11 protein-coding genes are annotated in these 16,591 nt (G+C 49.7%); 8 read left to right on the forward strand and 3 right to left on the reverse strand.

The features are described 5' to 3' along the window. Positions 1 to 7 precede the first annotated feature (7 nt). On the forward strand, positions 8 to 2,674 hold the full coding sequence (locus GJR98_RS17060; RefSeq protein ID WP_151139944.1) for a PKD domain-containing protein: 2,667 nt from the start codon (positions 8 to 10) through the stop codon (positions 2,672 to 2,674). 321 nt (positions 2,675 to 2,995) lie between these two features. Here the strand turns inward: GJR98_RS17060 and GJR98_RS17065 are convergent, their stop codons facing one another. After that, positions 2,996 to 4,639: an outer membrane protein assembly factor BamB family protein gene (locus GJR98_RS17065; protein ID WP_151139945.1), complete on the reverse strand. Its 1,644-nt coding sequence runs from the start codon at positions 4,637 to 4,639 to the stop codon at positions 2,996 to 2,998. A 388-nt stretch (positions 4,640 to 5,027) separates the two neighbouring features. On the opposite strand from GJR98_RS17065, the gene GJR98_RS17070 reads away from it, so the two are divergent. From GJR98_RS17070 to GJR98_RS17080, 3 genes are all read left to right on the forward strand, one after another. Continuing rightward, positions 5,028 to 5,807 (forward strand): hypothetical protein, encoded by a 780-nt coding sequence (locus tag GJR98_RS17070; RefSeq protein ID WP_151139946.1) that lies wholly within the window; start codon positions 5,028 to 5,030, stop codon positions 5,805 to 5,807. A gap of 297 nt (positions 5,808 to 6,104) precedes the next feature. Then, complete coding sequence (locus tag GJR98_RS17075) at positions 6,105 to 6,653, forward strand: hypothetical protein (protein WP_151139947.1); 549 nt, start codon at positions 6,105 to 6,107, stop codon at positions 6,651 to 6,653. Continuing rightward, positions 6,650 to 7,219, forward strand: a complete 570-nt coding sequence (locus GJR98_RS17080) for a hypothetical protein (RefSeq protein ID WP_151139948.1) — start codon at positions 6,650 to 6,652, stop codon at positions 7,217 to 7,219. The genes GJR98_RS17075 and GJR98_RS17080 overlap by 4 nt, the downstream gene beginning before the upstream one ends. Positions 7,220 to 7,526: 307 nt before the next feature. Here GJR98_RS17080 and GJR98_RS17085 read toward each other — a convergent pair whose 3' ends face one another. Further along, on the reverse strand, positions 7,527 to 9,248 hold the full coding sequence (locus tag GJR98_RS17085; protein WP_191965525.1) for an outer membrane protein assembly factor BamB family protein: 1,722 nt from the start codon (positions 9,246 to 9,248) through the stop codon (positions 7,527 to 7,529). A gap of 558 nt (positions 9,249 to 9,806) precedes the next feature. On the opposite strand from GJR98_RS17085, the gene GJR98_RS17090 reads away from it, so the two are divergent. After that, positions 9,807 to 10,325 carry a hypothetical protein gene (locus GJR98_RS17090; RefSeq protein ID WP_151139950.1) on the forward strand — a complete coding sequence of 173 codons (519 nt, stop codon included), beginning with the start codon at positions 9,807 to 9,809 and terminating at the stop codon, positions 10,323 to 10,325. Between the two features lie 197 nt (positions 10,326 to 10,522). Here GJR98_RS17090 and GJR98_RS17095 read toward each other — a convergent pair whose 3' ends face one another. Continuing rightward, complete coding sequence (locus GJR98_RS17095) at positions 10,523 to 11,734, reverse strand: hypothetical protein (RefSeq protein ID WP_151139951.1); 1,212 nt, start codon at positions 11,732 to 11,734, stop codon at positions 10,523 to 10,525. A gap of 962 nt (positions 11,735 to 12,696) precedes the next feature. On the opposite strand from GJR98_RS17095, the gene GJR98_RS17580 reads away from it, so the two are divergent. The 3 genes from GJR98_RS17580 to GJR98_RS18090 all read left to right on the forward strand — a co-directional run bounded on the left by GJR98_RS17580 (position 12,697) and on the right by GJR98_RS18090 (position 16,250). Further along, a complete protein-coding gene (locus GJR98_RS17580; RefSeq protein WP_195759384.1) occupies positions 12,697 to 13,035 on the forward strand; it encodes a hypothetical protein in 339 nt (112 codons plus the stop codon). Beyond that, positions 13,032 to 13,385, forward strand: coding sequence for a primase-associated protein (locus GJR98_RS17100; protein WP_225316463.1), 354 nt, complete (start codon positions 13,032 to 13,034; stop codon positions 13,383 to 13,385). The genes GJR98_RS17580 and GJR98_RS17100 overlap by 4 nt, the downstream gene beginning before the upstream one ends. A gap of 1,947 nt (positions 13,386 to 15,332) precedes the next feature. Beyond that, complete coding sequence (locus GJR98_RS18090) at positions 15,333 to 16,250, forward strand: DnaJ domain-containing protein (protein WP_225316464.1); 918 nt, start codon at positions 15,333 to 15,335, stop codon at positions 16,248 to 16,250. The last annotated feature ends 341 nt before the right edge of the window (positions 16,251 to 16,591 follow it).

Below are 16,591 nucleotides of genomic sequence, written 5' to 3' on the forward strand. Positions count from 1 at the left end.
CTTACGCATGAAATCACTCCACAGTAATTTCCCTCTAATAATTCTCTTGGTGGTTGTACTCGTTTTAGGTGTGGCACCGGCGTCGACAACCGCAGCGAGCGCACCAACTGCTTCGTTTACATACTCACCAACAACACCAAACCCAGATACTAAAATCACACTCGACGCCAGCAGCTCGTCGACGACTGGCACTGAAATTGTTTCATACGAGTGGGACACTAATGGTGACGGACTCTACGGTTACTCTGATGACGCTCGAGACGGACGAACTTCGTCAGTCACATTCTGGTCAGGAGGGACCTATGTTGTTGGTCTTCGTGTAGAGACAAGTGATGGGAAAATTGACACAGTTCGAAAACAAATTACAGTCGAAAACCCTGCTCCCGACCCGTCATTCACGTACTCGCCGTCATCTCCGAACCCAGACAACACAATTTCATTGGACGCAAGCGCCTCTACTGACGAAGACGGAACAATTACTGATTACGAGTGGGATACCAACGGAGACGGATGGTATGGATATTCCGATGACGCACGAGACGGTCAAACAGCGACGGTATCGTTTTCTTCGGGTGGAACATACACTGTCGGGCTTCAAGTCACAGACAATGGCGGAAAAACCCGAACGCTAACGAAACAAATCACGGTGGATAATCCCGCTCCTGAACCATCGTTCACGTACTCGCCGTCATCTCCGAACCCAGACAACACAATTTCATTGGACGCAAGCGCCTCTACTGACGAAGATGGAACAATTACTGATTACGAGTGGGATACCAACGGAGACGGATGGTATGGGTATTCCGATGACGCGCGAGACGGTCAAACAGCAACCACCTCATTCTCGACTGGGGGAGTGTATACAGTTGGTCTCAAAGTCACTGATAACGGTGGAAAAACCCGAACGCTCAAGAAACAAATCACGGTGGATAATCCCGCTCCTGAACCATCGTTCACGTACTCGCCGTCATCTCCGAACCCAGACAACACAATTTCATTGGACGCAAGCGCCTCTACTGACGAAGACGGAAAAATCACTGATTACGAATGGGATACCAACGGAGACGGATGGTATGGGTATTCCGATGACGCGCGAGACGGTCAAACAGCAACCACCTCGTTCTCGACTGGGGGAGTGTATACAGTTGGTCTCAAAGTCACTGATAACGGTGGAAAAACCCGAACGCTCAAGAAACAAATCAGGATTGAGAACCCGCAGCCAACTGCAAAATTCACTGTTGAGTCAGTAAATGGGTTGTCAGCCACGCTTGATGGTGGTGCATCATCTGATCCAGACGGAACAATCGTTGAATACCAGTGGGTTATTGATGGTCGAGCTTACGAGTATGGTCAGACTCCAACTATCTCGTTTAGTGATAGTGGCACGCACGAAGTGAAGTTAGTCGTTACAGACAACGGAGGAAGCGAGGCCAGCACCACGAAAGAAGTAGGCGTTAGTCATCCGCCAAAAGCAGAGATCGATGGACTCCCTCCTGTCATTCCGGTTGACCAACAGTTCGAGTTGTCTGCAAGCGGTTCCAGCGACGAGGATGGCAGTATCACGAGTTATCGATGGGTGCTCCCATACGGTGAGACACGACAGGGTGAAGACATCTCAATGGCAGTTAATCGTCCTGGCACAAGCGTGGTCAAACTTATCGTCACCGATGATACGGGGAATACTGACACTGCTGAAGCAGTGATTCAGGCAAAGACCCCGCCACAAATCGATGTGTCGTGGAGTCCACAGAACCCGATTGACGACGAGCCAATTGAGTTCTCTGCATCCTCGGATACACCGATCAAGTCGTGGGAGTGGGACTTCGATGATGATGGTTACGGCGACGAGTCAGGTCAGACCGTTGAAACGGTCTATGAAGAAGGTGGCAAGAAAGAAGTCACACTGACAGCAGTCGGAACAGACAATCTTGAGGTCACAATCCAGAAGACTATCCAGGTTCAAGACGTGAAACCTCACGCAAGCGTTTCTTGGAATCCATCCGTCCCGCGTGATGGACAAGATGTTGTATTCACTGCAAATTCCACGGACGAGCGTTTGGAGTACGAGTGGGACTTCGACAACGACGAAACTACCGATGAGACCGGCCCAAAAGCAACCTATCGATTCAAATCGAGCGGGAAGCATGTTGTTGAGATGACCGCCACTGATGAGCACGGTGATACCGCTGAATTCTCCGAGGTGGTGACCGTCCAGCGAAGTGCAACATTTGATGTGTCAACTGATCGGTCTGCTGTTGACACTGGTGAAGAACTGCTCGTGAAATTCTCCGGGGCGAACAAACTCCCTGATACGCCTATTCAAGTGAGACTTGAGCTTGACCTTCCTGAGAGTGGTGTGTCTGTCTCTGGAGTAGCTGGGAGTAACTTGGCGAGCCCCAGCAGTACCGAGTTCGTTACTATCGACCCCGGTAGAGAACAGAGCATCCAGTTACGAATGCAACTGAATGAACGTGGCTCTTACAATATTTCTGGGAATGCCGTTTATTACATTGGTGAGGTTGGCGAAGGAGATCGCCGCGTAGTCGCAGTCGAACCCATTAAAATTCAGGCAGGTGTCACTGAAACAGAATCGAGTGCGCCTGGCTTTGGAATCGTCGGGGCGCTCGTTGCGTTGGTTCTCACAGTCGCCATCGCAGTAACTCGAGCTAACTAAGCAAACTTGGAACCCACAATCTACTGCAATCGGACTCGTATTTGTGTGAAAAGAGCGATGAAAAGAATGAGAACTACATAAATCACCATAACGGTTTCACCTCCAGTGTTGACAGTCGAAGGCCCTACCCTGTCAACGTCCACAACAAACTAATTCGATCACATCAACCATAACCACATAATCTAATTCGACGATTCCCGAAGGAAACATATCTTAAACAGGTTTGAACCGTTTCAGATATTCTATGAAAATCAGATGAAATGTTCCCGTTCAAAGTTGGACAGGCGTTTCATGTCCGCTGTTAGGGTTTCAGCAGAGCTGTCAGTCTCTGTTCTTAATGTACCGAACGGCGCCGAGTGCTGTCATCGAGATGAATGCTGAAGGTCCAGTGAACCCGAGACCACCACCAGCCTCACTTTCAGAGGTTTTCACTTTTTCTTCGGACGTTTGGATCTGGACTGCTTGGCTGTAAATCGCCTTGTTCTCCGTGTCATCCTCAAAGTAATAAATCGCGTTCCCAACGACGTTGTACTCACCCGGTTCATTCACCTGTAGGTTGACGGTGATGCTGCTCTCGTCGGAGGGGTCAACAGTAACCGTCGTAGTGTATTGGTTCGATCCTTGGCTGGCATCATCGACACCTGTTACTTGCACTCCGCTGGGGAGGTCTAAGAGCAACTGGACGGTGAGTGATTTCGAGGTGAGGAAGTTCACTGCACTGAGTGTGATTGGGGCTTCCCCTCCCACAGGAACCGTTGGATTGGTTGTAGTGAGGCTGAAACTCGCATCCCCTGTAGATTCAGGGACTGCGCCGTCTCCTGCTGAAGTCGGTTGGCTGGAACTGAGACTGTGGTTAGCTCCCTGTTTCGCGAAAGCCATCACTTCACCGGCACTGGTTGCGACGAAGATTCTGTCACGCCCTGTAGTCATCTGATTGAACCATTCGCGGTCTCCAGTGTATTCCCACTTGATGACCCCTGATTCTGAGTTGAGTGCAAGTATCGTTGCGGTATCGTCAATTGAGCCGGCTGCGTAGACTGTATCACCGTCTTGTTTGACACTCCCTCTTTTTGCATCAAGCGGCACTTGCCAGTTGGTGTCGGTGGACGTTCTATCAAACGAAACAACGCCATCATCAATTACGTTAATGGCGACGGCGTTCGAAGCATCGCCAGAGATAGACCCTGCTGCAGCATGTCTGGTTGCACCACCTCTAACCCAGATTTGACTCCCGGATTTCGTGTATCCTTCATACCTCCAAACATTCAGAGTCGGGGAAACAACGACCGTATTGCCTGCAATATGGGCATCAAAGTTTTCCCGAGTTGCTGGATTGTAATGGTCATATGGCATTCCGTATCTATAGTCCTGAGTGAGGTTGATGATGTCACCAGTTACTGCTGATAGGAATGCGACTGAGTCACCCGAATTGAACCATCCTTGGATTACGATTTTGTCTTCGATTGCGACCGGGCGAGTGAAGATGTCTGTTTGTTTATCCCATTTTGTTGTTCCATCTGTGGGGTTGAGTGCGAGGAGTTCTTCTTTGCACGCAACAATTCCGAGCCCTTCTGTGAATGTGACTCCAAGAAATCCTTCTGTGAGGGGGCGTTCCCACTGTTTGGACAGGTCCTGTTTGGAGAGACAATGGAGGCGGTCGTTGGAAGTACCGACGAGGATGTGGTTGTCACCGAGTGCAACACCCGAGACCATAATACGGTTATCGAGGGTCGTCGATGCGATTTCTGCGCCGTTTTTCGCACCGATTTTCCTGAGCGTACCGGTACCTGTTCCAACGTAGAGAATCTGGTCCTCGATTTGGAGGTTTGTGATATTTCCTGGGTTGCTGGTTTTCCAAAGTGCAGGTGATTTTTGTGCAGTTGCGGTTGGTGCGAGGGACAGGGCCGTTGCTGTTGTGGTTGCTTTGAGGAAGTTCCGTCGAGTAAAATACTGTGGCTTTGACATTATTGGGACTAAATAGTCGTTCAGTGCTTATCTCTTGACTAGCGACTTTACTAGTAAAAACACAAGGGCATAAATAAAAATTGTGACTCAGAACACAAATACACCAATGCGTATCACGCACAATCAAACTATTCATTTCCCTCAAGATGATTACTTCGCAAACGAAGTTAGTGCCTTGAGGAAACCTTGTTACTGCACCGACAAAGATGAATCTTGATGAGATGTCGTGTTAGTTTGGTGACGGCAATTAAGGTAAATAACTGGATGAAGTTGATTTACATATGTGCGTTCAGATGTGTTGGTTGGGCTTCAACACAATATATCATAAAATTGGTTATTCTTTTACTAGTGAAAGATTTATTACCCCCCGGACAATATGTAGGAGTAGATGAAACGCATCACCCAACACCTCATCGTTGCACTCACCGTCTTCATGATGGTGACCAGTGCCGCAGCACCACTCGCAGCCGCACAATCCACCAACAACTCCACCACCACCGCCACCCCCACCGAAACTCCGACGGCAACCCCCACGACCACACCTACCGCTACTCCCACCGAAGCTACGGAGTCTGAACCGACCGAATCTGAGTCCTGTGAGGTCTCAGAAAATGGCCCGAAGCTCTCCCAATCGCGCCTCTACGCTCCCGTCACGACCATCAACTCCGGTCAATCGGGTGAAATCGAGGGCGGCTTCCAACTTGACCCAACCACCAGTTGCCCCATCGTCGTCCACATCACGATGAGCGTCCCAAACGGCATGAGTATCATGGGTGCATCTGACACCTTCACCACCGGGGCTGGTATGACCTCCGCCCAGTTCAAGGTCACCCCCCAGTCCGGTATCAAGGATATCCGTGCGAACGTTTACTCCGAAAACACCGGCAAGCGTACCGTCACCGCTGACATCACCTACTGGCCTGAAGGACACAAGGATCTCGCCAAAGAAATCGACGGCATCCGCCTCACCTTCGACGTCGAAGAAAAGAACGTTGCTCCCGCTAACGCATCTGCCGACTCGGACTCCGGCGGTGCTCTCGGCTTCGACAACCTCAGTGCCTCTAGTCCGCTTGTGATTATCGGCGTTCTCGCACTGCTCCTGCTCATCGCAATCGTCGGCCTCATCGCTCGCGGTGGCGACATTAACGTCGCCCAGAAGAACAAGTAACTGGACGAATCACACGACAAGTAGCGCACCCACCCCTATTTTCCACTCATGTTCGACAAATTACGATCCCTACTCAGAAATCCACTGACCCCACGAGTCAACAATGTCGATGGAGACCCAACTGGACTCCTCGATACCGACCCCACCGGTCTGCTTGACTCTGACGAGTGGTTCGAGGCGCGAGACATCCACGTCAGTCGGTCTTCGCCTTCCAAAGCAGCGCCTCAAGAACCGCTATCGCCAGAGATAGCGAAACCAGACCAATCCTCGCCCATTTCACGAGAGTTCGGACGGGGTGTGTTCGCGCTTCCAGCTTCACGGCCGTTCCTTCAGAATCTCGAAACCCGCGCTCAAAACGGGGCTCACGAGGTTGTAGAGACTGCTTACGTCCTTGCGGGGCCAACGTACTCGACACCGAATACGATGTTCCAACTCGACGACCCCGAGTACTACAAGGACGCTACGATTGATTCACTCACATCGCTGCCAGAAAAGGTCGCTCAAGACGTTGCTGACGCCTACGATGGCCTTTCGAAGCCAAAAATGATTGCGTGGATTCACACCCACCCGAACGGTCGACCAATGCCGAGCCCGACCGATAGAGAAGATGCGACTATGTACCAGCGGTGCTTTGCGAACGCCCTTGGGACGAATGATTTCGAATACTACAACGGTATCCACGCCTTCGACACTTCACGCCGATCAAACGCGACTGTTGACGAATACTACGTCCCTCAGGAGAAACCAATTGGCGCATCGTGGACAGGCCCACGGTTCACCCACACTCTTGCCATGTGGGACCCTGAATTCAAGACGCCCTACAACGTGAAGGTGATTAGCGAATGACCGACATTCACGAAGAAGACTTTCGAGCGGCATTTGATATGCTCTCTCCAGAAGCAAAGAGTGCGCTCGTTGAAGCCATCTTAGATAACCCAACAGCTGTCGAATCGTTCGCCCTCAACGCGAACCAAGACAACGGAGAGTCGGTGAAAATGGTTCACGAGGTAGACTACGACATTCCCGACTTAGAGGACCGCCTCGATGGCCTTCCTCGAACAACTCGCGAGTTCTACGAAGTGGTCAAAGAAGTCCCTGAACCGCTCTCACGGGAGGATATCGCGGCGTTTATCCAAAAGGAACACCAGGATTTCTTGGAAGACCACGCTTCTGCGAAGTACAACTCGTGGCTCTCTAAGCACCTCAACAAACTCTCGAAAGCAGGTGTGCTAGGAAAATACCGTCACAACCGAAAGGTCTTCTACACGCCTGACATCGAGAGAGCAATCTACGACTGGTACAGTATCAACCAACCCGAAGAAGAACTTGGCCCTAAACTTGCCAATGAAATCGCATCAGAAACGGGTATGCCGTGGGCTGTTGTGAGAGCAACTCTAGAAAGAGTCACGTGATATCACCCCAGTTCTACATCCCTCTAATTCGGTTCAGCTCCTCGAGACCCCCACTCAATACTTCCACTGACTAACTACCTTACTCCCTCCAATTGGCACCCAAAAGACAGGAAGTGTTGCGTATTGAGAGGAAAATTCTGTAACCTGTAACCAACTCTCGTGAATGAACTCTCAGCTAAGGTTCTCGAGACGGATTTGGTTCGAGGCTAAACGGGGTTTCTCAATCGCCACGTTTCTGGAATCATCCTTCAACGAACCCAGATTGGACACTACGATGAGTTACGAGAGCACACGAATAGAAGTGGTGTCACCGAGTAATAGACAGCAGCCACTGGATGAACCCATCCAACAACCCACCATCAGACGACTCAGACGGTCCCAACGAATCAGAAACCCCGGAGTTACCGGACTCTGAACCACTTCCACTAGTACTTGAACTGGATGTAGGTGTTTTGTTCGTTCCTTTAACTGTTGCTTTAAGCTCCACAGATTCTGACTCACCCTTCTTGTCTCCGTAGTAGAAGACAGCTTTTGCACGGACCACGTGGGTGCCTAGTTCGTTCACTTGGATGTTCAGCCCGATGTTATCCTCCGAACCGGGAGAGACCTCTGAGACCGCAGTAAACTGGTTCGACCCTTCGTCAGCATCCTTGACATTAGTGACATCCACACCACTTGGAACTTCCAACAGTAACTGCAGCGTCATTGGTTCTTCGTCGACCTCGTTGATGGCGCTCAGTTGGAGTCTGGTCGAGCCACCTAGAGTTACAGTGGTTTCACTCGCGGTGAGATTGAAGTTCGCTTGGTCTGTGGCTTCGCGAGATTCACTGGGGTCGATTGAAGGTGAATCTGGGATGTCCGCACCAATTCGTGTCCCACTCAATGCTTCCCTATCCCCTGAAAGCGGACCTCGGACGGAAACCTTGTCATACTCGTATTCTTTCACACTGAGGTACGTGATGATCTCTCGGCCAGCCTGCAAATCAACGAACTCTATCCAAGATTTATGCTCGAGGCGGCTTTCCCACTCGATGATTCCAGTCGTTGGGACAATTGAACTAATCGCAATACCGTCCTTGTCTTTTCCAAGCACAAAGAGTGAGTCATTCGTCAGGGCCAGCCCATTTCTGACCGCTTCGATATTTGATTCGAATAGCGTCTGACCAGTAGAGGCAGATAAGGGGTCAACGGACTCGTCGACGACAACGTCTGAGTTAGTGACATAACCCGGTTCTGGCCTGTATCCCGAATTCCAGATGAGACTTCCATTGTTTGAATCGAGCGCTATGGTTCCCTCATACTCGCTGAATTCGTAGCTGGGATAGGACGCGAATACGCGCCCATTCGAGTACGAAATGTCCACTGGTTGGTCATTGTCGTAAACGCTTGGCTCTGCTTCCGACTCGATTTTCCATGCAACTTCCCCGGTGTCCACGTTGAGTGCGTACACGGAGGTGTCTCCCCCAAAGTTACCATCGGCAATATCGATGGCTCGGAAAAAGAGTTTTCCATCGCCGAATGTTGCCCTTTCCGCGGACATGTTGGTACGCCACTTAACCTCCCCGTCAGATAGTGAGCGCATGGTGATGCTCTCGTCTGCGGCGATGATTACGTTGTCATTGTGGATATAGAGTCCACTCACTTCCCCGCCGGTTGGGATGCGCCATTCTTCTTTGAGGGTTTGGCGGTTGATTACGTGGAGGCGGTCAGAGGACGTTGTGAACAAGAAGTAAGCTTCACTAATCGCCATCTCTTCGACAGAGCTGTTAAGGTCGAATTTCTGGAGAAGAACCCCTGTTTTCAGGTGACGGGCTTCCACGAGACCGTCTTCTCCTCCGATGAAGAGGTTATTCGCGCCAAGAGTGTAGGATGACACCTCTTGGGGGAACTCACGTTCCCAGAGAATATCTGGGGCGCTTGTTGCTGCGGCTGCGGGTGTGGTAAGTTGCGCGAGACCGGGTGAGGCGGTGAGACCAACGGCGCTGAGACGCAATATATCTCGCCGGGTGAGACTGTACTTGGGAGTCATTGAACCATCCAAATCCATTACTAGTAAAAGAAGAGCCCAATTATTGATAAGTCTAACTACTACAACAACCCAAGGACTTGGCTACCGCATCTGTTGCAACGTCTTGAATAGTTAGAAGAAAGTTGACTTCCGTGAACCTAAAATCCTAGACATACATCGTTTGACACACGCTACTTTCATCACACAGATGTCGGATTCTACCCTTAATGGCGAAGAAAAAGACCAGTAGATGTTTGAGATGGAGTGACAAAATGGTAGAGATAAACTGTCTCTGAAACCAGACATTAGTTATCCATATTGTGGCAAAATAACTAATAAAGATAGCCAACGGAATTTTCGTGTTTTTGATAGTGAAAAGTTGGAATAGTGATTTAGTGAGGTTCTTGAAGATGAGAATTGGACCGAAAAGTAATAACGAAAGGAAATGAACCTATTGAGTTGGCAGTCACCAGATGTATCGTAAACGAACTACGCTGAACTACGACCCCAACGAAACTCTCTTTCCTTCCGGATTCACCACGAGAGTACTTCTTCCACCACTGACTACTGTCCCAATCAATGCAGTCCATACCACCGCTAACACGAGAAGCCCTTAATTCACATATCCAAGTAGAATTACTTCCACTACGGGTCACAAGTATAGCTGCAGACTATGCATTCGATATGCCCCAAGATTCCTCGGTCTCAAAAGCCACGGTCAGCCTAGCACGTGGTATCCAAGAAGTTCTCACCAAGGAACTTCGACCATTATTCTCCACTGAACCAACTGGGAATGACGCTCCTGGAGCGTATAGAGACACGAAAGAACCACTCTACATCGACTTTTCCCTCTCAGAACACTCATCGCCTCTAGTTGCCACGTTCTATGTTGATCTCCCTCTATCGATTCATTCACAACCTGAAAAAACCGCAACCAAACTCATCAGGCCAATCGAAGCTCTCGGACTAACTCACAGTTTCACAGATTCAAGCACACTCCCATCAGAGTCGAAAACCAACGAACCTTCGTATCGACTAATTTTCGAACTCAGCGAGTCCTCTCAACTCTTCACGACACTTCTGGCTCTCGTCGAGTAATCATCGTCTACCCCAGTGGGATTCGATATTCAAATACGCAGACAAAATACTGGCCAACATTGGCGATTTCTACTCTTAAAAGCAATTACAACCAGTGAGGTACTCGAACAAGGGGTGTCTCGAGTAATTCACCGACTACTTTGACTTGCTACCTGCGATCAGTTCCAGGAGGTCCGAGTGATTGGTATAGTAGTGTTTTACTCGAACGAGACCGTTTTTGTCTCTCTCACAGATTTGAGGCGATTGAGGACTTCTTCAGCCATGAACGTTGCTTTCATGTTGGGCTCTGGCTCGTTCTCACTGAAGTCCTTGAGTGCTTCATAGATATCTATGAGACGGTCCAGTTCTTCCACAGGAACGTATTCGCCAGTAGCAGGAGTTGAAGGCTTTGTGGCTTGTTCATGGGTCTTACTCTCTACTTCTTCAACTCTCGCAGGTACAGCATCCCTCTCAAGGTTCGCCACTTCTTGAGCCGTTGCCTCTGGTTCAGATTCATTTTCATCTTGACCGACGTATTTGTTGTAACGAGTCTGAATTGCAGCGATAACGGTATCATCGACCATCTCATCGAGTTCTTCATCCGAGAACTCACCATCTTCTACCTGTTTGAATGTCCGGCGGACGTGTTCACCAGACGTGGCAATCAGTTGTTCGCCAATATCTTTGGTACTGATATCCTCTAAGTCAGCGACGTACGCATTCACAGCGCGAGCGCGCTTGGTGGGTGCACTTTTGATAACCTCGAGGGCCTCCTCGTCGGTGAATTCCTCAGATGACACATTGACGACGTCCCTCATTTTTTCCTCTTCTTGACCGAGACCAGCTTCTTCGATGTATTCGAGAATGAGTTCTTGAGTTCGGGTGTTTTGGTAGTCCTCGTACTGCTCGGGGGTGATTTTGGTATTTCTGACGTCCCGCATGATTTGTGCGGCGTACTCGGGAGTAATACCTGCGACAACTGCAACCTCATCAGGGTGTAGTTCTGGTGCGACCTCCATCGTATTCACAACGACCTGCTTCCCATTGGTACCGTACGACGGACGCGGCGGGTACGGATCATCTTTTTTCTGGAAACCTAAGTCAAGCATCTCTACGTCACTCTTGATGCTTGGAGAGAGCTTCTCAAGAGCAGTATTTTGGTCGTCGTGGAAGTGCTCCTCTTGGATTCGGTTGAGGATGTACCGCTGAAGGTCAACATCAAGTGCACTTTGGACCTCGTATTTCGATATCTCGCCTTCACTGAGTGCCTTCATTATCCGACGGGAGTATTCTTTCCCGCAGTTGAGCAAAGGCTTCAGGTCCATGTAATGAAGTGACGGTTCAACTGCTAATGCGTTGATGATTCTAACTTTTTGTGAGTATGAATCGGGGTCGATGTCCGGTTTGGTGATATCTTTTGAAGAGCTCATTATGTTGGGGGTGTGGTGGTGTCATCTTGTTGGTCAAGGCCATCTGAAGGTGAGGCCTGCCACTCAGTAGTCTCTAAAGTAGTCTCAGTATAGACAAAATGCCCTTCCTCAATTGCCATAGGTTGAGGTGTGATTTCATCGAATTCGATGTCGCATCCGTTGAGCCCCACGTGAACCTTATCAAAGCCTGTGGTGTGGGTTCGGATATCGTTTGAACTATTGGACCCATCTACACGATAAAGGCACATCCAAACAAGGTTTATTGGTTGAGTGAATCGTGGCTCACTTGCATGGTTGTAGACCGGGGCTTGTTCACCGGCTGCCGATTTCATCGACATGATTTTTTGATGAATACCGTACGTTGATGCTGGCACTCAGAACATGCGTAGTCTACCGATTTGGAGTAGGATGTCCAAACACTGATAATCGGTGCCATCACACAATTCAGCTCACTAATTGGGACTTAGGTTCTCATAACATATAGTATTCATTGCCAAAAGCCCCTAAAACGAGTTTTTCCAATTGGTGGCTTAAGTCTACCAAAGGAACCCCACACAAGTAACAAACATCACGACGGCACTCTAGTTTAGAGCCTCCTTTTCCGGCGTTGTCCGTTGAAAAACAGATGTGGTTGGCGGAAATTATTACTTTACTGGGTTGTGTGAATCACTCACGGGCGCTCGCGTGACTACCTGCCCACCAATTTGGAAGTAGATAATTCAAGTTTTCAAGGTGTGGATTCTAAACACATCTTGAAGATCGGGGAGTGTTGAAATATAATCAATAGCACATTTCAGCATAGCCGCTGTTTTTGAATTATACACACCACCGTATCCGGAGAGACAGCAATCAATCACTCGGAGTCAATACGGAGGTCCCCATTTGGCGCAAACTCTTAACCAACAAAGTTGCCTGGTGACACAGTTGTTGGTTAATATGGGAAGACAAGGTAGCACGACAAGTTGTTCATCGACCACAAGGAAATCCCACCTCTTGTCCGTGTCATAATGACGGCAATTCATGCCCACGGACAACGAATTCGCGAGTCGGATTCAGTCGGAACACCCCCGGTCTCATTCGACGAGTGGGTGACCAGCGAAGACATCCACGAACTCTTGACCGATCACAACATCCACGATGCGTACCGGAAGGACGTCAAGGAACTCAGTCAGAACCCGCTTGCAATCTCTCGGAAACTCGTGGAATATCCGGGCGTGAAGCATTTCGATATCGATAATTCAGGGCGGAAAACACGTTCAAATTCGGGAACCCGTACCGGAAAGGTGAGAAATTACATATAGAAAAACCAGAAGATATCTTCGAATTACCGTGTGTGGCGAACATCGACGAGCACCTCCACGAAGAAAAACCAGTCCGATACGTGCTGTTCACACTCGCACGACTCCTGTTCAGCCTCGAGAACAACTTCACAATCGACGACCTCGTGTCCCTGTACGAACGGTGGGATTGGCACGACCCAGAGATTACCGAGTACCAGCTCACCTACGAATTCGATAACGGCTCGAATATCATGCCAATCAGTTGTACCAGTGAGAACGAAGATTGGATGAGTTTCTGCGTTGGCTACGACAACTGCCCCTACGACATCTACTCTAGTCTGCCATTGAAAGGCGAGATCTTCGACGACTAATACACCTCACATCTTTCAGCACTTCTAACAATCTCTCCATCTCACTGACGTAGTTTAGCACTCTACTGGAGTGAACCACTTCCAGGATTTTACGAATTGACCTCGTTGATTTGGTGGTTAATTGAACCAGTATTGTCCAACAGATAGCGGCTATCATCGTGGGAAGAACACCCCGATTCATCGAGATAACTAAACATTTCACCTAACAATCAGTGGGCTTTCAATCGTCTGTACAGTGGGATTTCCTTGATGAGAATCCCTTTGATTCCCACCATTTGCTCTTTACTGACCCCTCTCGAGCGCACCCTTCTCAGGCGAAAATATATCCTCATATTCCCCTCGTTTTCCTGTGCCTATTCCGCAATTGAGACGGCCCGAATATCGAGCTGTTTTTTCGTTCTTGCTCTGTTGATTTGGTTCGATTTCGCCGGGGTTGTAACACCCAAAAGAGGGGCCAATTATCAGATTTCGTATGGTAATATTGAGAGGCTCGGATTATTTACGCCAGTCTTGTTCACGAGCATAATATTCTATCCCGAATGAACGTATCAGAATACTAATAACACGTATTCTGAGCATACATTGGTAAAGTCCGATTGTGGTATAAGTAGTATATAAACTCCCTTCGAGATATGCCCATTATCTCAAAATCCAACCCCTCTGGACAATGCGTGTTGAGTTCGGAATCTGCGTGATATTGGGGATAGAAGGTCTGGAAACCTATTGTAAGGCGGAATTGAAAATCTGTCCGAGATACGCGATTTATCTCAAACAACAATTGACACTCATAAACCAAATGCGTACTATTTTATAGGATGGTAAACTTCAATTTTCATTTATATGCTATATAAGCATGGTCCGAGTTATCCCCGATATATCAAATGGAATCTCTCACATTTCCCTCGGACAGCAATTACGGTTTTCACACAGAGCGTGCAGTGCCCCTACCCTTTGAAAACTGGATTGTAAAACACATCCAATGTTAGTCCCCTGACTAGTGCTTATATGTTAATAATTCAGATATCGAGATATCGCCTCAAGTTGGTAAAGTGCAGTTAACCACCCCCTTGACCCCCTTCTCGTTCGAGATAAACCCATTATCTCGATAATAACGGGGTGAAATAGGGGGTAAAACCCGAGTTAACCACCCCCTCTTTTGTCGATGTTGTCCCAAAGAACCCCACTCATTGCATTTTGGTTGTGTGGTGGGTGGGGTTCTTTTGCGGGGGTGGTGGGTGCTGGTGGTGGTTTGTTGTTTTCTCTGTTTTCTGATATGGTGTTTGGGTGTGTGGTGGTCGAGGTGAGGTGGGGAGTGAGCTGGGGTGTGGCCTGGGGTGGTTGGTGGGCCCGTGTATGTTCTCGATCTTGTGTGAGAGCAGGGGGTTTCTTTGGTGGAGTACTGGGGGTGGGTTCGATTGTTTACCCCTGAGTTCTGAGTAGGTTGCTGGGACTCCAGTCGGAGTGACTAGACCGAGTAGCCAGCCGGAGTGGTCAGCCGGAGTGACTAGACCGAGTGGGTAGACCGAGTGGGCAGTCCGAGTGTTGAGTCGGTTTGGGTAGTCGGAGTCGACAGTCCACCTCACCAGTCGGTTTGGGTAGTCGGTCTGAGCAGTCGGTCTGAGCAGTCGGTTTGGGTAGTCGGTTTGGGTAGCCGGTCTGGGTAGTTCGAGTCGATAGCCCATCTCATCAGTTGGAGTTCGGATGCGACCTCGTGAATGAGGGGTGGTACAACAGAGCAGTAGTCCTCGAAAGCCCCTCTCGTGTCGACGCACGCTCAGCGACATATCGACTTCGTCGATAGTGGGCCGCTGAATCGCACGCGACACCTCGAGCCCCTTTCAATCCACCCGGTGGTTGGTGTCGCCATCTCTCGACCTCTATTGTCCCCCGGTGAACGCACTATATCCACGACATGGGGGAATGCACGGAAGAGAGACAGAAATCACTATGACCAACGAGATTGAGAAATTCCAGACCGACCCGAGCGCAGAGAACTACTACGACCGACTTGGTGTTCCACAAGACGCCGACACGCAGACGATTCGCAAAGCAGGGAAACTCGCGTGCAAGAGAACTCACCCTGATTCCGGTGGTCGGTTCTCTGGCTGCAAGGAGTTCACTCGAATCACTGCTGCTCGGGATGCGTTGGAAGATGACGACGAACGCGGACACTACGAGGTATTCCGAGCGAGGTACGGGGCTGCCAAAGGGACGACGATGTACGAACAGTGGGTGCAGCGGGGCCAGCCCCAGACTCCTGAGACCTGGACTGTTAGCGAATCCGAGCCAACTGACGGGTGTCAAGACACCACCACTGCATCAGCTCCTCGTAGCGTGGGCACTGCCCAGGGCGTCACTGTTCCCGATACCGAACCAGTCACAGCACCGTACGGATACGTGACTCGACCGTGCCCCGAATGTGGGAGCGAATGCGAAGCCAGTCAGATTGGGCGTACTCCCATCGATTGGGTCCCATCCGGTGAGTTCGACGCGTACGAGGAGTACCTCTGTTTGGTGTGCCGCCTCGTTTTCATCGCCCACGTCAAGTCCGACTCGACTGTGGAGATGACTCTGCACTCTGGGCCTTACGAAGAACCACGACCCGGTGGCGTTGTTCGTCGAGTCACCTCCCTTGGGCGGGAGTTCCTCGCTCGACTCCTGAACTTGAACGTGCGTCCCGTTCATGGTCTCACCACCGCGTGCTTAATTTGTGTGAACGACTCGCGTGCAGCGAGACCCAGAAGACTACAGGCTATTAGGATGCGAGTGCGGGATCGGTTCCGGAACCACATCCGGTGCTTCGTCTTGGTCTCGTCAATTTCAACTCACCAATCGAGAGTTCAGACATTGCCGTCGGTACGGTGAGTTTGGTTCTTATTGCTGTTAATTTCACTCGTGCGAACATACTTATTTGACCTCTCACTACCCCGGATTGAGAACTCCAAAACACGGGAATCTGCCTTCTCAGTGCGGTCTCAAACCAGATCACGTGTTTCTGTTGAGTGACAACGATATTCAAAAAGTATGAAATCATCATCCACACCCGAAGTTCACAATCAACTCCGAATACACCTCGCGCAGGCGCTGACTCGGAGTGACTCACCCGTCGTCACAGACCACATCAACGCAGCACTAACACTGTGCGATGAATTATTCAATGAGGGGCTACACGAATGCCAAGTATGCGGTCGAATCGGTCTCACAGA

This window comes from Haloferax marinisediminis, assembly GCF_009674585.1.
Lineage (GTDB): Archaea > Halobacteriota > Halobacteria > Halobacteriales > Haloferacaceae > Haloferax > Haloferax marinisediminis.